This window comes from Lactobacillus helsingborgensis (genome assembly GCF_000970855.1).
GTDB classification, from domain to species: domain Bacteria; phylum Bacillota; class Bacilli; order Lactobacillales; family Lactobacillaceae; genus Lactobacillus; species Lactobacillus helsingborgensis.
Genome location: NZ_KQ034046.1, coordinates 653,500 through 677,417 on the forward strand (window position 1 = coordinate 653,500; position 23,918 = coordinate 677,417).

The window sequence follows — 23,918 nt, forward strand, 5'->3', positions numbered from 1 at the left end:
GTTAGTTTTTGCATCATCAAGCAAAATTGTTAAGACTTTTTAATGGGCACAATTTTTCTTGAATTATTTTATGGGGGTTGCTATACTATAGGTGTCGATTGAGAAATGGGTAACTTATTTAGCATGAGTTCATGTTTCTCTTATATTTTTAGACAATCTGGGACAGTTAATGACAACAATTGGGTCAAAAAAGTCCCAGAAGAAGGAGAGATATTAATGTACTCGGAATTTCCCGTGCTTGAAGCTCTCGTTCCAGACATCTTAAAAGTTTTTCGGCAAAGATATCTTGTCCTTGAGCAAATTTCTTTTAATGCACCAGTAGGTCGTAGAAGTGTTGCTCAGTGTTTAGGACTTTCTGAAAGAAATGTGCGTACGGAAACAGAATATTTGCGAGATCACGGTTTGATCGAGATCAAAAGTTTCGGCATGTTTATGACAGAGAAGGGCAAAAAAATTTTGCAGGAAGCTGCTCCTCTTATTGATCGCTTGTTTAATGCAGGTAAGACTGAAATTGAGTTGGCCCGCAAGCTTGGTATAGAGCGCACGATTATAGTACCAGGAGATAGTGATTTACAAGAATTAGTTTATGAGAGAATGGGCGAAGAGCTTAATGCGGCTCTTGATTTGCTTTTACCATTAGGGCATTCAATCATTACAGTTTTAGGCGGCGAAGCCCTTGCAAAGTCAACTAGGAACTTGTCTAAAAGTTTAAGCAAAAATCGACAATTGGAATTTGTGCCTGGTCGTGGTGCTTTAGGTGAAAATGTTGCTATTCAAAGTAACACCATTGTGCAAGAAATGGCAGCTGAAACTGGTGGTAGCTATAAAACGTTGTATTTACCAGAGCAGATTTCTTCGGCAGCTTATAAATCTTTAATTCGTGAATCGGCATTTACAGATGTACTTGAAGATATTTCACAGACAGATGTGGTAATTCATGGAATAGGGTTAGCTCACGATATGGCAAGACGCAGAGGATACGATTCGATTCGCTTATCCGAATTGCGTGAAAAAAAAGTAGTCACCGAATGTTTTGGGTGTTTTTTCGATGGCGAAGGGAAGATTGTTGACCGCGTGCCTCAGGTTGGCTTGCAGTTTGAGAATCTTAATAAAATACCCCACATATTTGCCTTTGCTTGTGGCGGCCGCAAGGCTAAAGCAATCAAAGCTTATATGCCTAATGCTCCGCATCAAACCTGGTTAATTACTGATGAGGGAGCCTCAGAGAAGATTTTAAAGGAGAAGTAATTCTCATTTAAAATAAATTGATGTAAACATATCTTACATAGTTCTTAAGGAGGACTTTAGAATATGACAGTTAAAATTGGTATTAACGGCTTTGGCCGTATTGGTCGTTTGGCATTCCGTCGGATCATGGACTTAGGCGAAAAGTCAAAGGATATTGAAGTTGTTGCTATTAACGACTTGACTACTCCAGCACTTTTGGCACATTTGCTAAAATATGACTCAACTCATGGTACTTTTGACCACGAAGTTTCAGCTACAGAAGATTCAATTGTTGTTGATGGTAAGAAATACCGTGTATACGCAGAACCTCAAGCTCAAAACATTCCTTGGGTTAAGAATGACGGTGTTGACTTTGTTCTTGAATGTACTGGTTTCTACACCAGCAAGGCTAAGTCACAAGCTCACCTTGACGCAGGTGCCAAGAGAGTCTTGATTTCAGCTCCTGCTGGCAATGACTTAAAGACTATTGTTTACTCAGTAAACGATGATACTTTAGATGCAGACGACAAGATCGTTTCAGCTGGTTCATGTACTACTAACTCATTAGCACCAATGGTTGATGCTTTGCAAAAAGAATTTGGTATTAAAGTAGCTACTATGACTACTATCCACGCTTACACTTCAACCCAAATGCTTTTGGACGGTCCTGTTCGTGGTGGTAACAAGCGTGCCGCTCGTGCTGCTGCTGTTAACATTATTCCTCACTCAACTGGTGCTGCTAAGGCTATTGGTCTTGTTGTTCCAGAATTGAACGGTAAAGTTAATGGTCACGCACAACGTGTTCCAGTTACTGATGGTTCATTAACTGAATTAGTTTCAATCCTTGACAAGAAAGTTACTGCTGACGAAGTTAACTCAGCATTGAAGAAGTACGAAAGCCCATCATTTGCTTACAACGATGACGAAATCGTTTCAAGTGATGTAGTTGGTATGACTGCTGGTTCAATCTTTGACCCAACTCAAACCATGGTAACTACTGCCGGTGACAATCAATTAGTTAAGACTGTTGCTTGGTACGACAATGAATACTCATTCACTTGCCAAATGGTTCGTACTTTGTTGAAATTTGCTACTCTTTAATCTGTAATATTTGATTACTGTTACGTGGCAAAAGAGAAGGCGGAGGGAAATTCTTCCTTCCGCCTTTTTTTCAAAATTAAAATAATTAAGTTATCGGAGGATATAGATGGCTAAATTAATTGTTTCTGACCTTGATGTAAAAGACAAAAAGGTTTTAGTCCGTGTTGATTTTAACGTGCCAATTAAAGATGGTGTGATAGGCGACGACAACAGAATTGTTGCTGCTCTTCCTACTATTAAATACATCATTGAAAATGGCGGTAAAGCAATTTTGCTTAGTCACTTGGGACGTGTTAAGTCAGATGACGATAAGAAAGAATTGTCTTTAAAACCAGTTGCTGAACGCTTAAGCGAACTCTTAAAGAAACCTGTAACTTTTGTTCCTGCTAATGAAGGCAAAGAAGTTGAAGACGCTGTTGCCAACATGCAAGACGGAGATGTTGCTGTTTTAGAAAATACTCGTTTCCAAGATATTGACAATGATTTTGGCAAACGTGAAAGCAAGAATGATCCTAAGTTAGGCGAATACTGGGCTTCATTAGGTGACATGTATGTTAACGATGCCTTTGGTACTGCTCACAGAAGTCACGCTTCTAACGTTGGTATTGCTGAAGCCATGAAGAAAGATGGTAAGCCTGTTGCTGCTGGTTTCTTAATGGAAAAGGAAATCAAGTTCTTAGGTGATGCTGTTGCTAACCCTGTACACCCATTTGTTACCATCTTAGGTGGTGCTAAGGTTTCAGACAAGATCGATGTTATTACTAACCTCATTCCAAAATCTGACCACATTTTAATTGGTGGTGGTATGGCTTATACTTTCTTAGCTGCTCAAGGCCATGAAATTGGTAAATCTTTATTTGAACCAGATAAAGTTGATCTTGCTAAAAAATTGTTGCAAGACGCTGATGGCAAGATTGTATTACCTGTTGACAACGTTGCAGCAACTGAATTTTCAAACGATGCTGCCCGTAAAGTTGTCGGTGATGATATCCCAGAAAACATGATGGGTCTTGATATCGGTCCTAAGACTGTTGCCAAGTTCAAAGATGTTTTAAAAGATGCCAAGACAGTTGTTTGGAATGGACCAATGGGTGCCTTTGAAATGTCAAACTTTGCTGAAGGTACTCTAGAAGTTGGTAAGGCTCTTGCTGATTTAACTGATGCTACTACTATTATCGGTGGTGGTGACTCAACTGCAGCCGCTAAACAACTTGGTATCGCTCCAAAGATCACCCACATTTCAACTGGTGGTGGTGCTTCTTTGCAATATCTTGAAGGTAAAGAATTACCAGGAATTGCCTGCATTTCAGACAAGTAAACTTTAAGAAAGGACATTATTTACATGCGTACACCAATTATTGCTGGTAACTGGAAATTACATATGAATCCAGAGCAAACAAAGGAATTTGTTGCTGCTGTAAAGGACAAGTTGCCAGAAGCAAGTAAAGTTGAAGCTCTGATTTGTGCCCCAGCCGTTGACCTTGAAAGTTTAGCTCAAGCTGCCGCTGGTTCAAACTTGCGTGTTGGTGCAGAAAATGCTTATTTCGAAGATGAAGGTGCCTTTACTGGCGAAACTTCACCTAAAGTTTTAAAAGAAATGGGCATGAATTACTGCATTATTGGTCACTCTGAACGTCGCGGTTACTTCCACGAAACAGACGAAGACATTAATAAGAAAGCTAAAGCTTTATTTGCTAATGACGTTACTCCAATTATTTGCTGTGGTGAATCACTTGAAACTCGTGAAGCCAACAAACAAGAAGATTGGGTTGTTAGTCAAATCAAGGCTGCACTTGCTGGCTTATCAGCCGATCAAGTTGCTAGTTTAGTTATTGCCTATGAACCAATCTGGGCTATTGGAACCGGTAAGACTGCCAGTTCTGATCAAGCTGAAGAAATGTGCAAGACTATTCGTGATACTGTCAAGGATTTGTATAATGAAGAAGCTGCAGAGAATGTTAGAATTCAATACGGTGGTTCTGTAAATCCAGGCAATGTTAAAGAATTAATGGCTAAACCTGATATTGATGGTGGTTTAGTCGGCGGTGCTTCACTTAAACCTGATTCATTCTTAGAATTAGTAAATTACCAAGATTAATTTTTAACTGTATATAACCAAAAAGTCTCTGATTTTTCAGAGGCTTTTTTGTTTATATATGTTTAATACCGATAACATTACTAAAAATAAACAAGTTACAAGTTGTTAATTATATAGTCATGTATTAAAATTTAATATATTAATTAAACTATTTCATTTAATTAATGATAATCTCGAAAAGAATAATAAAAAATAAGTCAAATTTAAGTTTGTTGTTAAGCACCTTACTTTTATTCTGTATAAATCTTGGATCAACAACTAGAATTTCTCGTTAGAAAATAATAATACATCTGTTGTTGCAAAAAGTTCACGGTATACGATACGTGCCAAATAAAAAGTTAGCTGCACATGTGCCTACTTATGAAATAGTAGCAAAGGGAACGAGAATAAGTCTGCTTTTTTACAATTTCAAATGATTGTAGTTTTGATGGAATATCAAGTAGTAAGTTTATTTTGGCTACTAACCTAAAAGGGAAAAAGCGCATGAGAGTATTGACATATGCACTACCGGTCTCAGATTACATAGGTAAAAAGTACTATACTGTAAAATATGAGAAGGTTTGCTAAAAAATCAGCTTTTATTAACTCAGAAGGGGGAAAAGAAAATTGAATAAACGTGTAAAAAATAGCAAAATAAAGATGCTTATTGCTATAACTATGTCTTTAGCACTTGGATTGTTGGTAGGAAAAGCCAGTGATAGTAGCTTCTTTAATACAAATATGGTTGTTCAGGCAGCTCATGTAAAAGGCAATTTAGGGATACTGACCACACCGAAAAAGATGCGTGGCACCTGGTATGGCAAAGCTTTTGATTTAAACTATAAATCTAAAGTACTTAATAAATTAAGGGTAAAAGCTCATAAAATCGATTCTAATGAATTACATAGACAAGACACTAATGCCAAGGGGATCAAAAATACTAGGCAAACTAGAAATTGGGTAAAGGCTTTTTACCCTGTAACTTTTAAAAAAGACAAAAATATAAAGTATATCTTAATGTTTCCTTGGTTTAGTCCTGCTGCATCAGGTTGGAGCTTGGGTATATATCATTACAAAGGACACCGCGTTTTAATTGAAAGAACCACTTCTTCTTATAGAATAACTAACGTTTATTGGCGCTCAGCTCAGCTAGCTAGAATGCATGGTGGTAAAAAACCAAAGGAGTTAAAAACATACGCTCAATGATAAAAACATTTTAACGAATTTTGATATAGTCGATGCAAATGTCTCTGATTTTTCAGAGGCTTTTTTGTTTAATATTTTTACTATCACTTGCTTTTATCATAGTGCGTGTCCATAATAGAATGAAATAATTCCAATAGGGGAGGCAAATACTATGAAATTACGTAAAACACTTACTTGGTCAGTTGTTGTAGCTGCTTTAGCTGCAGCAAGCGGAATTAGTGTTAATCAAACAAATTTGGTTCAAGCGGCTACTTCAAAAAAAGCCCAAAATACTGTCAACAAAACCAAATATGGCTTTAAGAGAGACTTTATTTTTCCTAAATCTTGGCAAGTCAAATGGTATAGTAATACTCATGATAAGTTAAGTAAAATGACCATTAAAAAGAATGGTTTCATAACACCTTGGACCGGCGAGTATGTTGAATTGGTTTCAGCAGGTAAAGTAAAGGGCACAAATAAGTACTTGTGGCAAATGCCTCAAAGTTGGTTTACCAAGCATGATAAAATCTTCAAACATTTGGGTCGAGTAACAACTAATAAGATTAACAACAAAAAATGGACTGTCTATAGTCCAATAGATGAAAACAATATTGAAATTGGTTTCGCTTTTAGATTAAAGAACGAAAAAAATGCTGGTAAAACCCAAAAAGTATTATTTGAGGCTAATCCCAAAACTGGTGAAGTTATTGACCAGTTCTTCCCTTCAGCGAAATTAGCTAAGAAATATCAACACTACAATTTTAAAGGTGAAACATACGCACCTTCATTTAATCAATATCAAGAAAAGTAAATACATCTGATTTAGAATAGAACTAATTCTCAGCTTGAGAATTAGTTTTTTTATACTAAATTGAATTACTTTGAAGGACTGGCTAGTTTATAATTATTCCTATAATGAATAAAATATTTTTTTACAGGAGAGAAAAAATGGCCAAAAAATTTATTACCATGTTTGCACTAGCAAGTTTGGCAATGTCTATGACAGTGCCAGTTGGAAGTATTCAACCAAAAACTGTGCAAGCTGCGCAAATAACCAAAAGCAAATATGGGTTTGATAAACAATTTAAATTTCCTAAAATTTGGCGAGGAAAATGGTATAGCAACAACAATTTCACTCCCAATCCCATGAATATTCATACATCTGCAATCAATCTACCGTTAACCAATGAATATATTAAAGTAATTAAAGTCGGGATGGTCAAGGGTACAAAGAAATATCCTTGGGAAATGTCTTCGGCCTGGCAAGAGAAAAATCAGAACGTTTTAGCAAAATATTTACGAGCATCGAGTAAAAAATTGCGTGGGAGTAAATGGATTGTACTAAGTCCAGTACAGGAAAAAACAACTAAAAATGGGAATGCTTTCACAGTTAAGACTGAAAAAATAGCCGGTAAAAAGTATAAAGTGTTATTTCAAAGTAATCCAGAAGACGGGTTAGTAACCAATCAATTTTTTAAAACAAAATCTTTAACTGATAAATATAGTGCTTATGAATTTAAAAATATGAAATATAGTAAAGTTAACCCACGTTAATTATCAAGCTGCAATCTTAAATATTATGATTGCAGCTTTTAATTTTTAAAAAGGAGAAAAAGTGAAACTATTAGTAACAGGAGATAGCATTATTGCGCGTAACGAAGGCTTATCAAAGCCACGCATCAATGTTGAACTGTAGCAAAAAGTACTGGAATTAAAATTAATCAATACTGCTGTGCCTGGTATCAATTCTGGAGCCCTTTATTCATTATTACCCCAGTTAGTACTTAAGATTGACCGTTGTGACAAGTTGCTTTTGCTTCTAGGTACTAACGATATTGCACAGCATAAACAAGCTCCCCGAAGCCAATTTAAAATTAATATGGGTTTGATCATTTCTAGTGTGATTTGTTCATATTATCCGCAAAATATAATTTTGGTTTCACCACCGGCTGTAGGTAAAAATAAGCAAAAAAAGAGAACTAACCAAGAAATCGCATTTTATACTTCTGACTTAATAAAATTGGTAACTACATATAAATTGCAATTTATCAGTCTTTTTCAGGCCATGATTGCTTAAGGCAATTTAACAACTCTTTGTAAAGGGCAATTAGATGACGGCTCACATTTTGGTGCAAAGGGATACCTACTGTTAGCCAACCTGATTGTAGAAAGGTTGGCAATTAACAGTCGGTAAAACTAGAGCAGCTGTTGACATATTTTCTCTTTTTGCTATGATAAAAATTAAAATTTAATTAAATGTATATTGTTGTTAAGGAGGGCCAAAATGTCTCAATATCTGAAAAAACATGCACTTGCAGTTATAGCAGCTTGTCTACTATTATTAGTAAATTCAGTATTGCAAGTTTTGGCTGCTACTAAAATGGCTGTCTTGGCAAATTACTTAATTGCCGGAAAAATTAGTCCCTTTGTTGACATGCTTATATTTATTTTCTTACTTTGGTTTCTGACCTTTATCATTTCTTTTCTCGAAAAATATATTCAAGAAACTGTGACACAAGACATTCTCAGTGATATTCGCAATGATATAGTCACTAGTCTAATTGAACTTCCGCAAAATAAATTTAAACAAAATCCGGTTGACTATTATGAATCATATCTGCAAAATGACGTCAATCTAATCCATAAAGAAGGACTGGATACTTTTTTTCTCATCGTCCGTTTTAGCGGTAATGCTATTTTTGCTTTAGTAGCACTATATCTTTATAGTTACATTTTATTTATTGTAGCAATCATGCTCGTGATTTTAATCGTCTTAGTGCCACGTTTATGTAAAAAATTTTTGACTACTGGTGTAACCGCGATTTCGCAAGCTAATGAGCAGTTCTTAAAATACACGAGTAGTGGTTTACACGGCTACGATACCCTTTATGCCTTTAATGTTTTACCTGAAATTAAAAAGCTGGTAGCAGCGGGGTCACAAGCATTAAAGCAGGCAAATGTTCATAACACTGTCAGAAGATCTACTGTTGATATTGTCACCGGAGTAATTAATATCGGCAGTCAACTACTGATTTTAGGCGTTACTGGTTGGCTGCATTTTAAAGGCGTACTCACTGCAGGCGCAATTTTAGCAACCGCCGAATTAGGGACTAAAGTTTTTGATTCCGCTGGCATAATTAACCGCTACTTTGCCCAATTACTCTCTACTTCAAGCATTTTTGCCAAGTTTAATAATTTAAAGCAAGCGCTAAAAACTACTAGTCCTAAATTTCTTGCAGCTGCTTTTCCGTTAGAGTTTAAAACGCTTGAATTTAAAAATGTTTCTTTTTCTTATCCGAATGCCAAAGAACAAGTACTGCATGACTTTTCTTTTGTTTTTGAAAAGGGCGCTTTTTACAAATTAAACGGGATTTCTGGACGGGGAAAATCCACATTACTGAAATTGGCTACAGGGCAACTCATTCCTACCAAGGGGGAAATTCTTTTAAATGGTGTCAATATTGCCACTATCCCTCGTAACGTAATAAATTCAATAATTATCTATATGCCGCAGACAGTTACAATGTTTCCGCGCTCCATTGATTATAATATTTTGCTGGGGCGTAATTATGATAAGGCAAGTCTGAATAAGGTAAAACAAGATTTTGAAATTGATGAAAATTGGCAATATGATTCTTTATCAGGTGGGCAAACTCAACGTGTTGCTTTAGCTAGGCTGATAGATACAAAAGGCAAGTTAATTTTACTTGATGAAAGTTTTTCCAGTATTGATCTGAAAACGGCACAAGATTTATTGCAAAAATTACTTAAGCGAATAGAAACTGTAATAGTAGTTTCTCATCGTGATGAAGAAGTAGCCAATTTTCCTTTTAAAGATTTGTCATTGAATTAAAAAACGTTAGGAGCTAGATGAAATTTCATCTGGCTGCTAACGTTTTTAGTTGAAATTAACATTATACTTTCTGCCGATTGGAGGAAAAGTAGGTAATCTTAAAGGTGTCGTATGCCATTGAGTGAAAAGTGTGGCACATAATAGAATAAAGGGCACATCTTCTGGACGCTCAATATCACAAATTAGCACAACACCTTCATTGCGAATGACGGTTTCAACAGTGGCAACTTTTTTGATGCCAAACAAAAACTTATAACTTCCTTTTTTGATACTACCCGAAACAATATAGTTTAATCTGGTGATATAGAAAAGGTTGGCTATTTTATTATTAAGTCTTTTGACTTTAACTAATGAGTGGTTTACAACATCAATTGTATATGACGAAATGATGCCACCGCCATCTGTATATAGACGACCTATTTCTTCATTGTTAATTTTTTTCAAATAAAGGGTATGATTAGGATTATCTAAATTGCCTTGAATGATATATTGAATTTTTCCATTGTCATTTGCGACAGGAATTTGACCATATTCCTGCTTTTGAGTTAATTCCAATAAGTAGCGCATTTAAGCACCTCTATTCTTCAGCGTTATTTTTGATAAATTTCTTTAAAATATAAGCAACTCCATTATCATCATTAGATTTTGTTTTGACTTGGGCTAATTTTTTGATAGCGGGTACCGCATTTGCCATTGCAACACCGACTCCGGCATCTCTAATCATACTAGCATCATTGAGGTTATCGCCAATTGCAGCTACTTCTTCTTTTTTAAAACCTTTTTTCCTGGCATAATCTAAAAGTGCAGGTCCTTTTTGCGCTTTAATATCATTGATCTCAATGTTAGCCGCCGCGCTCGAAGTTACCGCAACTCCCCCTAATGACATAATTTCCTTTTTGGCACTGGAAAAAGCGGCAGGTCCGTGAGCATCAAACGAGATGATTTTCATAATCTCCGTTTTGGGATCAGCGAGTAGCTGGTCAAAATCATCCACCAAAGTCATACTTAACATGGCGTTGCTGCCAGCTGCTGTTGCTACCGCCTTTTTGAAAGTCACTCCCGGATTAAGCGACATTAAAGAACGCGCTAAATTAACTACACGTTTACTAATATCATTTGAATATATTTTATCAGCTGTAACCAATTCAAAATACAGCTGATTTTTAAGTAAAATATGTGCAACTAATTTTGCTTTTTCATTTGGTAATTGATGCTTAACTTGTAATTGCTCATTTGCATCATAGACCAAAGCACCATTAATATTAATGAAACCAGTTTTGAGGCCGTATTCACGCATATTTTTGCGTGACTGTTGCGGTGAGCGGCCTGTTGCCACTAAGAATTCGATTCCATTTTTTTGGGCCAATTTAATTGCAGCAGCATTTTCTTCTGAAATAGTCATGTTGCTGTTAAAAAGGGTACCGTCTAAATCGCAAGCTACTAATTTAATCACAGCTTACTTACTCCTCCTATATAGGTCATTTTCTTATCTACCATATTATCATATATGAAGAAGTTATTACTTTTATATTTTGAGATAATAAAAAGAATTAAAAAGTAGCAAAATCTCCCACATTGATAATTAATTTCATGATACCATAAAAGTTAGTGAAAGAGAGGATGTTGTGGTAATGAAAAAGTTTATTGGTAATGACTGGGATGAAATTCTGGCTCCTGTTTTTGCAAGTGATCAATATCAGCAGCTGCATGAATTTTTAAAAAAAGAATATGCGACTAAAAGAATTTTCCCTGACATGTACCATATTTTTACTGCTTTTAAGTTAACTTCGTTTGCAGATACCAAAGTTGTTATATTAGGACAGGATCCTTACCATAACCCTGGGCAGGCTACAGGTATGAGTTTTTCGGTTATGCCGGGTGTCAAGTTGCCGCCATCTTTGCAAAATATTTATAAGGAACTGTATGATGACGTCGGCTGCCGACCGGTTAATCACGGTTATTTAAAAAAATGGGCTGATCAGGGTGTCTTACTTTTAAATGCGGTTCTCACAGTTCCTTACGGACATGCTAATGGTCATCAAGGAAAAGGCTGGGAAGAAGTAACGGATGCCGCAATTAAGGCTTTAAGTGATCGGGGTAAAGTAGTTTTCATACTTTGGGGACGTTACGCCCAAAATAAAATCGTTTTAATTGACCAAGACAAAAATTTTGTGATTAAATCAGCTCATCCAAGTCCTTATTCAGCTGATAGAGGATTTTTTGGCTCAAGACCTTTTTCCCGTTGTAATGCGGCTTTGAAAGAATTTGGTGAAGTTCCAATTGATTGGCAGTTACCAGCCAAAGTTACGCAGACAGATTTAGCATAGAAAAGAACTAGATTATATGAGTGTTTTTGATTTATTAAAAAATAAAGTCCAAAATTCTAATAAAACTTATCAAATTGTTTTCCCTGAAGGAAATGATTTGCGTGTTTTAAAGGCAGCCAGTAAATTGTCGCTGGCTGATATCGTTAAACCAATTTTATTAGGTGAGCCTGAAGAAATTAAGGCTTTAATCACAAAAGAAAATCTTGAATTTTCGCAGTTAGAAATCATTGATCCACTTCACTACGAAAAGCAAAAAAATATGGTGCAGAAATTCATTGACGCACGCAGAAAAGACATTGCAAAAAGTGAAGCAGAAAAGGCACTGGAAGACCATAATTATTTTGGGACGATGCTGGTCAAAATAGGTCAAGCTGACGGCATGGTTTCTGGTGCTACTCATTCAACTGCTGCCACTGTCCGCCCAGCCTTGCAGTTGATTCATACTGCAGCTGGTATGAACAGGGTATCTGGCAGTTTTATCATGGAACGTGCAAAAGAAAAATATATTTTTGCTGATTGTGCAATTAATATTGATCCTGATAGTGAAACATTAGCGGAAATTGCTTACCAGTCTGTTCAAACAGCACGAATGATTGATATTGACCCTAAAGTAGCATTTTTAAGTTTTTCAACTAACGGTTCTGCTAAAGGTGAAATGGTCACCAAAGTCAGAGAAGCTGCAACAATTTTTCATCAGCAACATCCAGAAATTGTTTCTGATGGTGAACTGCAATTCGATGCCGCGTTTGTCCCAGATGTAGCAGCCAGCAAAGCTCCTGCATCTGCATTAAAGGGTCAAGCTAATATTTTTATATTTCCTGAATTGCAATCTGGCAATATTTCTTATAAGATTACCCAACGCTTGGCAAACTTTACTGCCATTGGCCCCATCTTGCAGGGGCTGCAAAAACCAGTGAATGATCTTTCTCGCGGAGCAAATACTCAAGATATATATCATATTGCAATTTTGACTGCTGCACAGGCATTACTAAGGGATGAACAAAATGAAGGTTAATGTTAATTCCGCACGTGAAATGCAGAATATTGGTGCTGCAATTGCTGATACAGCACAGGTGCATGACTTGTTGCTGCTAAACGGTGATCTGGGAGCGGGAAAAACCACTCTAACTCAAGGTATTGGTTCCGCTTTAGGAATTAAGCGGCCTGTTAAAAGTCCCACTTTTACGATAGTCAGAGAATATCCTGAGGCCAGATTGCCTTTATTTCATATGGATTTTTATAGACTTGAAAATGATGATTTATCTTCAATTGATTTAAATGGCTATTTAACAGAGCCGGGTTTAGTGGTAATCGAATGGCCAGAAGTAGTTCAGGCACAATTACCCCAGGAATTCTTACAAATTACTATTAAACGTGTTGACGATAGCTGGGATTCTACTAAACGGATAATTGAATTTGAGCCGCAAGGACAGAGAAATAAAGCTTGGGCTGAACAAATTTTAACTTTAATTGAAAAGAAAAAGTAGAGCTTTATGCTCTACTTTTTTTAGATTAAATTTGGTAAACCAGGTTTTTAAGTGTTTCATCGCCAAATTGTTTATTTTGTGCTATTAAAATACCCGCACAGGCCTCACTATCACTTAAAGCATTGTGGTGGTGCCATAATTCAACGTTTAATGCTTTTGCAACGGTATCGAGTTTATGATTAGGTAGATTTGGTTCAAGTAACTTACTCGATTGTAGAGTATCAAGTACAAAGTAATGTGGTTCTGCAATATCATAACGGGCTAAACTTTGATGCATGACGTTGGTGTCAAAGCGGGCGTTATGAGCTGTCACTAACATTCCGGGTTGAAACAAAGCTTTAATTCTGGGCCAAACTTCTGACATTGTCGGTGCATCTTGTACGTCTTCGGCAGTAATATCATGAATTTGAATATTCCTTGCGTCAAAAGGCATCTGCGGATTGATTACAGTGTAGAAACGGTCAACAATGACATTATTTCGTACCATTACTAACGCCAAAGAACAAGCGCTTTCTGGATGACGATTGGCAGTTTCAAAATCCATCGCTATAAAATTCATTTTTTCTCCTTTAAAACTTAATTTTAGTATAACATATGATGAAGCTGGTTTCGTAATGCGGTAAAATAGTAAAAGATTATATAAAGGGGATTTTTGTTTTGAAATTAACAGATTTAGCAAAAGAAGGTATTGAAATAAGAAGGCAAGTTCCACTAAGTAAGTACACCTTCACCAAAACAGGTGGACCAGCGGAATTTTTGGCTTTTCCCCAAAACGAAACTGAACTTAAAAAGTTGGTTGTGACTACCTATAATAATAAAATTCCCTTAACGATAATAGGTAATGCTTCTAACTTAATAATCCGGGATGGTGGCATTTCTGGCTTGGTAATAATTTTAACAAACATGAATCAAATTAAGGTTCAAAAAACCAAAGTTATTGCTCAAGCGGGTGCCACAATTGTTGATACTGCATTTACTGCAGCTGGAAGCTGTCTTAGTGGTTTGGAATTTGCGGCGGGTATACCAGGAAGCGTTGGCGGAGCTGTATTTATGAATGCTGGTGCTTATGGGGGTGAAACATGTAACACAATTGAGAATGTCAAAGTCTTGACGCGTTCAGGGGAAATTAAAAACTATAGTAGAAAAGACATGAAATTCTCTTATCGTCATTCGTTAGTCCAGGAAACTGGCGATATTGTTCTTGAAGCTACTTTTGCCTTAAAAAATGATGTTAAAAGTCGCATTTTAGCAGACATGAATTACCTCAATGCCTTGCGTAAGTACAAACAGCCTTTGGAATATCCTTCATGCGGTAGTGTTTTTAAACGACCAGCAGGTCACTATGTGGGGCCAATGATTATTCAGGCTGGCTTGCAAGGCAAACAAATTGGGGGTGCCCAGGATTCAACTAAACACGCCGGCTTTATTGTTAATAAAGGCAATGCAACTGCGACTGATTATCTTGACTTAATTCATTTAATTCAAAAAAGAATCAAGTCACAATTTGGTCTTGATTTGCACACAGAGGTTAGAATTATTGGTAAGCCGAAAGATTGAATTGATACTGAAATTTTGTTTATTTAATAGGGAAAGGAGTATTTATGCAGACTAGCGGTATACACATTTTTACTTGGGCAAACTTATCAACAATTCTTGATGTGCTGATAATCTGGTTTGTAGTCTATCACTTGGTTATCTTAATTAGAGGAACCAAAGCAGTTCAACTAGCTAAGGGCATTGTTTTAATTTTTATTGTGAGAATTATTGCTGGAATACTGCAATTGCATACAACCACTTGGCTGATTGACCAAATTGTTTCTTGGTCTGTGGTTGGCATTATAGTGATTTTTCAGCCGGAAATTAGACGCGGGCTTGAACATTTAGGTCGTCTGCCTATTTTTGGTGGTCGTGAAGAGAGTGCTCGTGATGAATCAATCAAATTTATTAATGAACTGGACAAAGCTATTCAGTACATGTCAAAGAGACGAATTGGTGCGCTAATCACTGTGCAACAGGAAACGGGTTTGGAAGATTACATTGAAACTGGAATTAAACTTAATGCTGATGTCACAGGAGAATTGCTTATCAACATTTTTATTCCTAATACTCCGTTACATGACGGTGCTGTAATTATTAACAAGGATCACAAAATTGCGGTAGCTGCAGCTTACTTGCCTTTGTCTGATAACAGCATGATTCCTAAACGGTTAGGAACACGTCATAGAGCTGCAGTTGGAATTTCAGAAGTAACTGATGCGATCACGATTGTAGTTTCAGAAGAAACGGGTGGTGTGACAATAACTCGTAATGGGCGCTTTTTAGTGGACATGACACGTGATGAATATCTGAAATATCTTAAAGCAGAATTGGTACCTAAGAAAAATAGCAATGATAAATGGTATCAAAAAATCCTGCGGAAACTGTGGAAATGGGGTGCTGACCGATGAAAGAATTTTGGAAAAAATCTTGGTTTATCAGACTCGTTTCACTCTTAATAGCCGTTTTACTGGTTATTTATGTTAATTCCACTCAAGAAGGCTTTTTATCTCAAGGGCAAACTGAAAAAACTAAGCAAACTGCTAATAAAACTCAAACCATTAAAGTACCTTTGCAGGTTTCTGTTGATACGGATAAATATTATGTAGTTGGTTATCCAGAAAAGGTAAGTGTGACATTAGAAGGATCCGCTGCTCTGGTAACTTCGACTATAAATACGCAAAATTTTCGTGCTTATATTGATTTAACCAAAAAAAGTATTGGTATGCACAATGTCAAAATTCACGTTAATGGCATTAATAAACAAATTTCTTATTCTATTAACCCGCGGAGTGTAGAAGTTGATATTCAGCGTAGAAAGTCTACGACAATGCCTGTACAGGTAGAGTATAATAAAGGTGCTGTTGCTCAAGGTTATCAACTAGGTCATGCGAGTGTTTACCCACAACAGGTTGAGGTAACAGGAGCGCGGTCTGAAGTCGATCAAATTGATCAAATAATAGCCAAAGTAGTTTTGCCAAATAATATTGATCATACCTTTGAAAGACAAGTCAACCTGGTTGCTGAAGACCATAAGGGTAGGCAGTTAAATGTCATTATTGATCCAGCAACAGCTAAAGTTTCAATACCGATTACAATATCTAAAAAGTCAGTTAAAATGAAACTTGAACCTGAACATGAAAAATTGGATAGAATCTATTCTCTTTCATTAAAACATAATTACGTTACGCTATATGGTAACAAGGATGCTCTGGCTAAGATCAAACACCTCAAGGTTCCAGTTGATTTAGCTTCTGTTACAAGTTCGACTACCAAAACTGTAACTCTTAATCTACCAGATGGAGTAGTTAAAGCTAATCCTAACCAGGTTGAAGTTGAAATAAAAGTGGAAAAAGCAAACAATTCTAGAAATAAAAATAATTAATTAGAAAGGTTGTTTAGTAATGTTGAAATATTTTGGCACAGATGGTGTACGCGGGGTGGCTAATCAAGAACTGTCACCTGAAATGGCTTTTAAGTTAGGTCGTGATGGTGGTTATGTCCTAACCAAAAACAAAACTAAAGAAGAACAGGCAAAAGTATTGGTCTCACGTGATACCAGAATATCTGGTCAAATGTTGGAGTATGCCTTAATATCTGGACTGTTGTCAGTCGGAATTGAGGTTTTAGAGGTGGGAGTGATAACTACACCTGGTTTATCATATTTAGTTCGCGCTCAAGGTGCCGACGCAGGTGTACAAATTTCAGCTTCACATAATCCAGTTGAAGATAATGGTATCAAGTTCTTTGGTAGTGACGGTTTGAAATTATCCGATGAGATGGAAGAAGAAATTGAAAAACTAATAGATGCATCAGAGGATAAATTACCTCGACCGTCTGCTAAAGGGCTTGGGTCCGTTACAGATTTTCATGAAGGCAGTGCTAAATATTTACAATTTATCGAAAATACTATTCCAGAAGAACTTGATGGTATTAAAGTGGTCATTGATGGTGCAAACGGCGCAGCTAGCCGCCTTATTTCTCGTTTATTTGCTGATTGCGGGGTAGATTTTACCACCATTGCTACTCACCCTAACGGCTTGAATATCAATGATCACGTTGGCGCAACCCATACTAAAAGATTACAGGAAGAAGTAGTTAAACAGCAGGCTCAACTTGGCTTGGCTTTTGACGGTGATGCCGATCGCTGTATTGCTGTGGATGAGAATGGCAATGAAGTCGATGGTGATCATATCATGTATATTTTGGGCAGCTACATGGAAGATGGCGGCCGCTTGAAAAAGGATACAATTGTTACCACAGTAATGAGTAATCTTGGCTTTACTAAAGCTTTATCAAGACGCGGCATCAAAAATGTACGTACTCAGGTAGGAGACCGTTACGTATCAGAAGAAATGCGGGCAAACGGCTTTAACCTGGGCGGTGAACAATCTGGTCACGTAATTATGAGCGATTATCATAATACTGGTGATGGGATGCTGACCGGACTGCATTTAATGTTGGTAATGAAGAGAACTGGTAAAACTTTGTCGGAATTGTTAACCGATTTTAAGGAATATCCGCAATGCTTGGTTAACGTACCAGTTAAGGATAAAAAGAACTGGAAAGAACACCAACCAATTTTAGACGTGATAAAAGAAGTTGAAAAAGAGATGGGTGATGAAGGGCGCATTTTAGTTCGTCCATCCGGTACCCAGTCCTTATTGCGAGTCATGGCTGAAGGACCAACTCAAGAAGAAACGGATGCCTATGTCAAGAGAATTACTGATGTAGTGGAAAAAGAAATGGGCGTTTAAAGGTTAAAAATTCAAATTTAAAAAGCAGGCAAATTAATTTTGCCTGCTTTTTGTGTTAATGATAGTTGTTTCACAATATAGTATAGACCAATTATGAAAAATATTACTTGACCAATTACAATATAAAGGCTAATATTCCATACGTGACTTAAATATATAAATTAGCCCAAAAATATAAAATTTAACTAGACCAAAGGAGATACACATGTGTGGAATTGTCGGAATAATTGGAAAATCAGCTAGAGAAATAGTTTTAAATGGCTTGTCTAAATTGGAGTATCGAGGATATGACTCAGCAGGAATATACCTTAATGATTTGGCAGGAAAAGAATTTTTAACTAAAACCACTGGTCGTATTCAGGATTTAAAAAATAAAATGAAACCTGATGAACAGGGCCAAGTCGGTATCGGACATACACGCTGGGCTACTCATGGTAAACCAACTGAGGCAAACGCCCATCCCCAATTTGATGAAACTAAGCGTTTCTATTTGGTTCACAATGGTGTTATTGAAAATTACCAAGATTTAAGAAAAAAATATCTCAATAATGCGTCATTCAAGTCTGATACGGATACGGAAGTGATTGTTCAATTAATTAGTAAAATTGCACGAGAAAAAAACGTCGATGCTTTGACTGCTCTCAAAGAAGTTTTGACTATGATCAAGGGGTCCTATGCTCTTTTGTTAGTTGATAACCAGCATCCAGATCATATTTATATTGCCAAAAACAAGTCACCACTACTATTGGGACTGGGTGCAGACTTTAACGTTATTGCTTCTGATGCTCTTTCCGTATTAGACCAAACAAAAACTTTTGTTGACTTACATGACGGCGAAGTGGGTGATATTACCAAAAATGGTTACCAAATTGAAACTATTAGTGGCGCGCAAGTTACAAGGGAACCTTATCAATTAAATGTTGCTGAAGACGCTGCTTCTAAGGGTACTTATGATTTTTACATGTTGAAAGAGATATGTGAACAGCCAGGTGTTTTAAGGCATTTAGATCAATTTTATCTTGATCAAAATGGCAAGCCAAAAGTTAGTGCGGCAATAATTGATGCTTTGGCAAAGGCTGATAAATTATATATTTTTGCTGCCGGCACGAGCTATCATGCCGGTTTAGTGGGAAAACTACTTTTTGAAAAATTAACCAAAATTCCCACTGAAGTCGGATTTGCATCAGAGGCTGGCTATCATTTTCCAATGATGTCACAACATCCCTTCTTTATCTTTTTGTCGCAATCTGGTGAAACCGCCGATTCGAGAGTGGTGCTTCAAGAGGCAATTAAGCGCAATATTCCGAGTTTGACTTTAACTAACGTCCCAGAATCTACTTTAGCTCGTGAAGCTAATTATTCAATGGCGCTTGAAGCCGGTCCAGAAATCGCTGTTGCTTCAACTAAAGCATATACCGCGCAAGTAGCTGTTCAAGCGGTAATTGCCAAAGCTTTAGGTGAAAAAATGGGCGATGATGCTGCTGCGGCATTCAAACTCAAGCAGAATTTAGCCTTGGCTGCAGAAGGAATCGAACAGGTAGTTTCCAATCAGGAAAAGATAGAGCAGCTGGCACAAAAAGATTTAATACCATCCCGCAATGCATTTTATATTGGTCGTGGCATTGATTATCCGGTAGCGTTAGAAGCAGCACTTAAGCTCAAAGAAGTTTCATACATTCAAACTGAAGGCTTTGCAGCAGCTGAATTGAAGCATGGCACCATTTCTTTAATTGAAAAAGGAACTCCTGTTATTGCCTTGATTAATGACCCACTAACTGCTGATCTGATGCGGGGTAATATTCAGGAAGTAGTTGCACGAGGAGCAAACGTTATTACTATTGTCAATAAATCATTAGCGCAAACAGGTGACGATATTATTTTGCCTGAAGTAGACTACTTCTTATCACCATTAGTTACGGTTGTAGTGACACAGCTTTTGGCTTATTTTGCGGCTAAAGACAAGGGTCTGGATGTTGATAAGCCACGTAATTTGGCAAAAAGTGTGACTGTTGAGTAAAATAAACTGCCAATTTCATTTGTGATCTAGATAAAACCCTATTTAAACAGAATATTTCTTGAAAAAGTCGTAAGTAATTACGACTTTTTGTATAATAAAGAAGATAATGAAGAAATGTGGGAGGAAATTATTTTGTCAATTAAGTTAATTGCGGTTGACCTAGATGGTACTTTACTGACGAGTACCAAACAAATCTTACCTGAAACAGAAAAACTTCTTAAACAAGCTGATAGTCAGGGAATAAAAGTAGTTTTAGCAAGCGGCAGACCATTATCCGGAGTTATGCCTTTTAACCAACAATTAGGCTTGATGGGTAAAAAGCAATACGACATCGTGTTTAATGGTGCAGTTATACAGGATCTTGCAGGTAACGTCTTGATGAATGAAGAAATGAATTACCGGGATTTCACTAATATGCGCCGCCTGCAGCGTTTGGCCCATGTGAATCTTCATTTTGAAACGCCTGAATGTTATTGGACTTGTGATCGTGATATAGGTGTTAATTTAGCCGACAGTGCCACCAATACTAATAATGTAATCAAGGTCCGCAAAGCTGAGGAAATTCCTCAGGATTTTGCTTTTAATAAAGTAGGCCTTAGTGTTCTAAGTGATGTTAAAGAAGTAGATAAACTGTGGGAAAATATTCCCCAATGGGCATTTGCCAAATATGACGTGGTCCGCAGCTTTTCAACGATAGTTGAAATTAATATTAAAGATGCTTCAAAAGGCAATGCTTTGATGGAACTGGCGGACAGGTTAAAGATCAGGCCGGATCAAGTAATGGTTTTTGGCGATCAGGGCAATGACATCTCAATGTTTAGTAATCCAGATTTTAAAAAGATTGCTATGGGCAATGCGATTGAAATGATTAAAGAAAACGCCGATTTTGTGACCGACGATAATGATCATGACGGAATTGCCAAAGCACTAAAAAAATTTGTTCTGTAGTAAAATAAAGTTGAGTTGATTATTATGGTAGAAAAAAATAGAGAACATAATATTTCCGAAGCTGAATGGGAAGTTATGAGAATAGTGTGGACGTTGGGCGAAATACACACTGGCGAGATCATTAAACAGCTCCAAGCCAAAAAGAATTGGTCTGAATCGACTATTAAGACTCTAATGGGTCGCTTAGTCAAAAAAGGACTGCTAAAAACGCGTAAAGATGGCCGCCGTTTTGTTTATTCGGCCACGGTTACTCAGATTGAAATGATGATCGAAGTAACTAAAGAGATGATGAACCACATGTGTGATATGCACAAAGGTCAAGTCTTGATCGCTATTCTCAATGATATGCCTCTTTCTGAAGGTGATATTAACAAGATCGAAGGAGAACTTGCTCATAAAAAGGAGCATGCTCCCAAGATGATTAAGTGTAACTGCTTAGCTTCGGGACAACACGACTGTTAGATTGATGTTAATTTGACTGTGGAGGCTAGGTTAATGAAAAAAATTGCTAATATATTGCTACGTCTGATTTTTACTGCGGCAGTTTGTATTTCAGGCTTTTTAGTTATGGAAGCACCGATAACTCTGAATGTCAAAAATGTACGGACAATGGCGCAAACGGTGATTAAGAAAAGTGTTAATAACACGGGTGACTCCAGACTGATTGGCACATTAAAGTTGGCAAAAGACTTTGGTGTAGAAGACAAGATTTTAGAACAGCTACCTAAAAAATATCATTATGACTTGTCTTATGTCAGTTTGTATGACTTAAGCGCAAGTTACCAAGCAAATGGCGAAGTAACAGCGAAAAATCTTTCCTTCCCAGAAAATAATGACGTTCAAAAAACTGTCAGTAAATTAATGTTAAATAGAATTAATGATGGACTTGATAAAAATAGCAACAAAGTAAATCGCGCAATTAATATTTTTCATTATTTCTTCTTTGCAGCAATACTATTATTCATTTTAGCAGCACTACTGATACTTTTCGGTAAATATTGGGCTGCCATCATTTTACTGATTTCTACTGTAGGTTCTTTTGGTGCATTACAGTTTTTTGCTAATCAAGTGGTTCAATGGCTTGAAAGTAATACTGCCCGTGGTTTTACCATAATTACGTCACCGATTTTATGGACTGGGTTAGCTATTGGAATAATAACTGCTATAATTTGGCCTTTAGTTTTGAGACTTACCAAAAAAGAATGACAAATATATGAAGCACAAATCAAGCATTGATTCAAGGTCAGTTTGAATCAATGCTTTTTATGGTGGTATTTATGCTTTTAAAAACCATTTTAAATAATAAAATATATGCTAAAATTGGTAAGGATAGTTAAAATGTGAGAATAAAAGGTAAAATAATGTATTATTTTTTAGATAGTAAATTAGATGCAAATAGTTCAGGAATAGAACACGCAGAAGTTAAAAGGCTAAAGTTGTTTAAACGTAATCATGTCAAAGCGAAAATAACGACGAGTGAATTTAACCGTTTTGGTCATCGTAATTTGGCTTTTTATGGGTTGGACGATGATGATTACGTTAATATGTTTGACTTTTTTGCCGGAACCGTTAATTATGCTAGTCGTATTGTCACACTAAAAGACTTGCCCATTCCAGGCTTTAACCAGGTGAAGAAAATTACTAATGGTTATGAAGTATATGAAGACAATCGTAAAACCATGACCATTAATATGTTCCCTAATGGCAGCGTAGATACGATTATATATTATAATGGCGATGTTCACCGTATCAAAGAGGATTTTTATGATACACGTGGTTTTAAGAGTCTGACCCAGATTTTTGATACAGCTGATGACCATTTGGTCTACGAATTATTTTTCCGTCCGAACAATACTATTTATTATGAGATTTCTTACGAAAAAAGGCCAACTTATTACCCAGCAACTAACATTCAGTTAACAGATGTTCATGGAGTTGTTCATTCGCTAATGAATAGCGGTCAGGCATTCACCATTATGCTTGACCAATTAAATGAGCAGGATGGGGCTGAAAAATCCACGTTTATTTCTGACCGCAGCAATATCACTAACGTACCCATGATTAACATGAAAACACCGGCTAGAAAAATTGAGCATTTTCATAATATTCATTTTAGGGATTACTGGGATCCAAGTTCTCCACTGACTTACAATTCTATTTCCAACAATGAATTATTAAGCAAGACTGATTTAGTTATTACGCCAGGAAAACATCAGGCAGATGACATGCGTAAAAGGTTGAGAACGCAGGTGCCGATAGTTTCAATACCAGTTGGAATAGTTCCTGATGAGCAGCTACAGGCAGAACATATTCCAATGAGTGAACGGACTAAAGGAAAAATAATAATCATAGCCAGATTATTTTATGAAAAGCGTATCGACGATGCGATCAAAGCCTTTAATCAGGCTTATCAAAAAAATGATTCTTTAACATTGGATATTTATGGTTATGGCGACGGTAACGATAATTTTAAAGAAGAAAAAATGCTAAAGAAATTGGTGCAGGATCTTGGATTAGAAAATGTTATTCATTTTATGGGTTATACGCAAGATATGGATTCTGTGTATGATAATGCGCAGCTTTCAGTTCTTTCTTCACGGTATGAAGGAGCACCACTTTCAATAGTTGAAGCCCAATCACACGGTGTGCCCGTAATCGCTTATGATATTAACTATGGTCCTGCAGATCTGATTGCAGATGGGCAAAGCGGCTTTATTGTTCCTAGTGGTCATATTGATGAATTAGCAGCCAAAATTACTGAATTTTTTACTAGTCCTAAATTACGCAGAAAATTGAATGAGGGAGCGTATGAAAATGCCAAACGCTCGTCCAGTGAGAATGTTTGGCGTTACTGGCAAAAATATGTGATTGATACAGATAAGTAAGTATTTTAAAAAATTGGC

Annotated in this window: 24 protein-coding genes; 21 read left to right on the top strand and 3 right to left on the bottom strand. The window is 36.6% G+C overall.

Going from position 1 to position 23,918, the window contains the following annotated elements:
• The first annotated feature begins 216 nt into the window (after positions 1 to 216).
• The 9 genes from JF73_RS03185 to JF73_RS03225 all read left to right on the top strand — a co-directional run bounded on the left by JF73_RS03185 (position 217) and on the right by JF73_RS03225 (position 9,443).
• Entirely contained in the window at positions 217 to 1,248 is a 1,032-nt protein-coding gene (locus JF73_RS03185) for a sugar-binding domain-containing protein (protein WP_038521962.1), read from the top strand.
• A gap of 63 nt (positions 1,249 to 1,311) precedes the next feature.
• Positions 1,312 to 2,328, top strand: a complete 1,017-nt coding sequence (gene gap / locus JF73_RS03190) for a type I glyceraldehyde-3-phosphate dehydrogenase (RefSeq protein WP_038521966.1) — start codon at positions 1,312 to 1,314, stop codon at positions 2,326 to 2,328.
• 106 nt (positions 2,329 to 2,434) lie between these two features.
• A complete protein-coding gene (locus JF73_RS03195; RefSeq protein WP_038521970.1) occupies positions 2,435 to 3,646 on the top strand; it encodes a phosphoglycerate kinase in 1,212 nt (403 codons plus the stop codon).
• A 24-nt stretch (positions 3,647 to 3,670) separates the two neighbouring features.
• Positions 3,671 to 4,426: a triose-phosphate isomerase gene (tpiA, locus tag JF73_RS03200; RefSeq protein ID WP_046326939.1), complete on the top strand. Its 756-nt coding sequence runs from the start codon at positions 3,671 to 3,673 to the stop codon at positions 4,424 to 4,426.
• A 606-nt stretch (positions 4,427 to 5,032) separates the two neighbouring features.
• Entirely contained in the window at positions 5,033 to 5,611 is a 579-nt protein-coding gene (locus JF73_RS03205; RefSeq protein WP_046326940.1) for a hypothetical protein, read from the top strand.
• A 151-nt stretch (positions 5,612 to 5,762) separates the two neighbouring features.
• Entirely contained in the window at positions 5,763 to 6,401 is a 639-nt protein-coding gene (locus JF73_RS03210; RefSeq protein WP_046326941.1) for a hypothetical protein, read from the top strand.
• Between the two features lie 137 nt (positions 6,402 to 6,538).
• Positions 6,539 to 7,144 (top strand): hypothetical protein, encoded by a 606-nt coding sequence (locus tag JF73_RS03215; RefSeq protein WP_046326942.1) that lies wholly within the window; start codon positions 6,539 to 6,541, stop codon positions 7,142 to 7,144.
• A 178-nt stretch (positions 7,145 to 7,322) separates the two neighbouring features.
• Positions 7,323 to 7,667 carry an SGNH/GDSL hydrolase family protein gene (locus JF73_RS09810; protein WP_257011434.1) on the top strand — a complete coding sequence of 115 codons (345 nt, stop codon included), beginning with the start codon at positions 7,323 to 7,325 and terminating at the stop codon, positions 7,665 to 7,667.
• 207 nt (positions 7,668 to 7,874) lie between these two features.
• The gene (locus JF73_RS03225) at positions 7,875 to 9,443 is read left to right on the top strand and encodes an ATP-binding cassette domain-containing protein (RefSeq protein ID WP_046326943.1); all 1,569 of its coding nucleotides are present in this window, start codon (positions 7,875 to 7,877) and stop codon (positions 9,441 to 9,443) included.
• Positions 9,444 to 9,488: 45 nt separating this feature from the next.
• Here the strand turns inward: JF73_RS03225 and JF73_RS09695 are convergent, their stop codons facing one another.
• Positions 9,489 to 10,010, bottom strand: coding sequence for an LURP-one-related/scramblase family protein (locus tag JF73_RS09695; RefSeq protein ID WP_046326944.1), 522 nt, complete (start codon positions 10,008 to 10,010; stop codon positions 9,489 to 9,491).
• A 10-nt stretch (positions 10,011 to 10,020) separates the two neighbouring features.
• On the bottom strand, positions 10,021 to 10,896 hold the full coding sequence (locus tag JF73_RS03235; RefSeq protein ID WP_046326945.1) for a Cof-type HAD-IIB family hydrolase: 876 nt from the start codon (positions 10,894 to 10,896) through the stop codon (positions 10,021 to 10,023).
• 178 nt (positions 10,897 to 11,074) lie between these two features.
• On the opposite strand from JF73_RS03235, the gene JF73_RS03240 reads away from it, so the two are divergent.
• Genes JF73_RS03240 through tsaE form a run of 3 tightly spaced genes read left to right on the top strand, consistent with a single transcriptional unit; the run spans position 11,075 to position 13,257 of the window.
• Positions 11,075 to 11,770, top strand: coding sequence for a uracil-DNA glycosylase (locus JF73_RS03240; protein ID WP_046326946.1), 696 nt, complete (start codon positions 11,075 to 11,077; stop codon positions 11,768 to 11,770).
• A gap of 16 nt (positions 11,771 to 11,786) precedes the next feature.
• Entirely contained in the window at positions 11,787 to 12,785 is a 999-nt protein-coding gene (gene pta, locus JF73_RS03245) for a phosphate acetyltransferase (RefSeq protein ID WP_046326947.1), read from the top strand.
• Positions 12,775 to 13,257, top strand: a complete 483-nt coding sequence (gene tsaE / locus JF73_RS03250; RefSeq protein ID WP_046326948.1) for a tRNA (adenosine(37)-N6)-threonylcarbamoyltransferase complex ATPase subunit type 1 TsaE — start codon at positions 12,775 to 12,777, stop codon at positions 13,255 to 13,257. Before pta ends, tsaE begins: the two co-directional genes overlap by 11 nt.
• A gap of 25 nt (positions 13,258 to 13,282) precedes the next feature.
• Here the strand turns inward: tsaE and JF73_RS03255 are convergent, their stop codons facing one another.
• On the bottom strand, positions 13,283 to 13,816 hold the full coding sequence (locus tag JF73_RS03255; RefSeq protein ID WP_046326949.1) for a 3'-5' exonuclease: 534 nt from the start codon (positions 13,814 to 13,816) through the stop codon (positions 13,283 to 13,285).
• A gap of 98 nt (positions 13,817 to 13,914) precedes the next feature.
• Here JF73_RS03255 and murB point away from each other — a divergent pair, with 98 nt between their 5' ends.
• The 9 genes from murB (at position 13,915) to JF73_RS03300 (ending at position 23,900) form a co-directional block, all read left to right on the top strand.
• Positions 13,915 to 14,814: a UDP-N-acetylmuramate dehydrogenase gene (gene murB / locus JF73_RS03260; protein ID WP_046326950.1), complete on the top strand. Its 900-nt coding sequence runs from the start codon at positions 13,915 to 13,917 to the stop codon at positions 14,812 to 14,814.
• A gap of 44 nt (positions 14,815 to 14,858) precedes the next feature.
• Entirely contained in the window at positions 14,859 to 15,704 is an 846-nt protein-coding gene (gene cdaA / locus JF73_RS03265; protein WP_046326951.1) for a diadenylate cyclase CdaA, read from the top strand.
• Positions 15,701 to 16,678, top strand: a complete 978-nt coding sequence (locus JF73_RS03270) for a CdaR family protein (RefSeq protein ID WP_038522007.1) — start codon at positions 15,701 to 15,703, stop codon at positions 16,676 to 16,678. Before cdaA ends, JF73_RS03270 begins: the two co-directional genes overlap by 4 nt.
• Before the next feature lie 19 nt (positions 16,679 to 16,697).
• Positions 16,698 to 18,050, top strand: a complete 1,353-nt coding sequence (gene glmM, locus JF73_RS03275) for a phosphoglucosamine mutase (RefSeq protein WP_046326952.1) — start codon at positions 16,698 to 16,700, stop codon at positions 18,048 to 18,050.
• A gap of 205 nt (positions 18,051 to 18,255) precedes the next feature.
• Positions 18,256 to 20,067: a glutamine--fructose-6-phosphate transaminase (isomerizing) gene (gene glmS / locus JF73_RS03280; RefSeq protein ID WP_046326953.1), complete on the top strand. Its 1,812-nt coding sequence runs from the start codon at positions 18,256 to 18,258 to the stop codon at positions 20,065 to 20,067.
• A gap of 132 nt (positions 20,068 to 20,199) precedes the next feature.
• On the top strand, positions 20,200 to 21,015 hold the full coding sequence (locus JF73_RS03285; RefSeq protein ID WP_046327393.1) for a Cof-type HAD-IIB family hydrolase: 816 nt from the start codon (positions 20,200 to 20,202) through the stop codon (positions 21,013 to 21,015).
• Between the two features lie 24 nt (positions 21,016 to 21,039).
• The gene (locus JF73_RS03290; protein ID WP_046326954.1) at positions 21,040 to 21,477 is read left to right on the top strand and encodes a CopY/TcrY family copper transport repressor; all 438 of its coding nucleotides are present in this window, start codon (positions 21,040 to 21,042) and stop codon (positions 21,475 to 21,477) included.
• 33 nt (positions 21,478 to 21,510) lie between these two features.
• Positions 21,511 to 22,221, top strand: coding sequence for a hypothetical protein (locus JF73_RS03295; RefSeq protein ID WP_046326955.1), 711 nt, complete (start codon positions 21,511 to 21,513; stop codon positions 22,219 to 22,221).
• 155 nt (positions 22,222 to 22,376) lie between these two features.
• Positions 22,377 to 23,900, top strand: coding sequence for a glycosyltransferase (locus JF73_RS03300; protein ID WP_046326956.1), 1,524 nt, complete (start codon positions 22,377 to 22,379; stop codon positions 23,898 to 23,900).
• The last annotated feature ends 18 nt before the right edge of the window (positions 23,901 to 23,918 follow it).

Coding starts and splice junctions, on each gene's coding strand:
- JF73_RS03290 (WP_046326954.1), top strand. CDS start 21,040: ATGGTAGAAAAAAATAGAGAACATAATATTTCCGAAGCTGAATGGGAA.
- JF73_RS03195 (WP_038521970.1), top strand. CDS start 2,435: ATGGCTAAATTAATTGTTTCTGACCTTGATGTAAAAGACAAAAAGGTT.
- tsaE (WP_046326948.1), top strand. CDS start 12,775: ATGAAGGTTAATGTTAATTCCGCACGTGAAATGCAGAATATTGGTGCT.
- pta (WP_046326947.1), top strand. CDS start 11,787: ATGAGTGTTTTTGATTTATTAAAAAATAAAGTCCAAAATTCTAATAAA.
- tpiA (WP_046326939.1), top strand. CDS start 3,671: ATGCGTACACCAATTATTGCTGGTAACTGGAAATTACATATGAATCCA.
- glmM (WP_046326952.1), top strand. CDS start 16,698: ATGTTGAAATATTTTGGCACAGATGGTGTACGCGGGGTGGCTAATCAA.
- JF73_RS09695 (WP_046326944.1), bottom strand. CDS start 10,010: ATGCGCTACTTATTGGAATTAACTCAAAAGCAGGAATATGGTCAAATT.
- glmS (WP_046326953.1), top strand. CDS start 18,256: ATGTGTGGAATTGTCGGAATAATTGGAAAATCAGCTAGAGAAATAGTT.
- cdaA (WP_046326951.1), top strand. CDS start 14,859: ATGCAGACTAGCGGTATACACATTTTTACTTGGGCAAACTTATCAACA.
- JF73_RS03300 (WP_046326956.1), top strand. CDS start 22,377: ATGTATTATTTTTTAGATAGTAAATTAGATGCAAATAGTTCAGGAATA.
- gap (WP_038521966.1), top strand. CDS start 1,312: ATGACAGTTAAAATTGGTATTAACGGCTTTGGCCGTATTGGTCGTTTG.
- JF73_RS03215 (WP_046326942.1), top strand. CDS start 6,539: ATGGCCAAAAAATTTATTACCATGTTTGCACTAGCAAGTTTGGCAATG.
- JF73_RS03210 (WP_046326941.1), top strand. CDS start 5,763: ATGAAATTACGTAAAACACTTACTTGGTCAGTTGTTGTAGCTGCTTTA.
- JF73_RS03270 (WP_038522007.1), top strand. CDS start 15,701: ATGAAAGAATTTTGGAAAAAATCTTGGTTTATCAGACTCGTTTCACTC.
- JF73_RS03240 (WP_046326946.1), top strand. CDS start 11,075: ATGAAAAAGTTTATTGGTAATGACTGGGATGAAATTCTGGCTCCTGTT.
- JF73_RS03225 (WP_046326943.1), top strand. CDS start 7,875: ATGTCTCAATATCTGAAAAAACATGCACTTGCAGTTATAGCAGCTTGT.
- JF73_RS03185 (WP_038521962.1), top strand. CDS start 217: ATGTACTCGGAATTTCCCGTGCTTGAAGCTCTCGTTCCAGACATCTTA.
- JF73_RS03255 (WP_046326949.1), bottom strand. CDS start 13,816: ATGAATTTTATAGCGATGGATTTTGAAACTGCCAATCGTCATCCAGAA.
- JF73_RS03295 (WP_046326955.1), top strand. CDS start 21,511: ATGAAAAAAATTGCTAATATATTGCTACGTCTGATTTTTACTGCGGCA.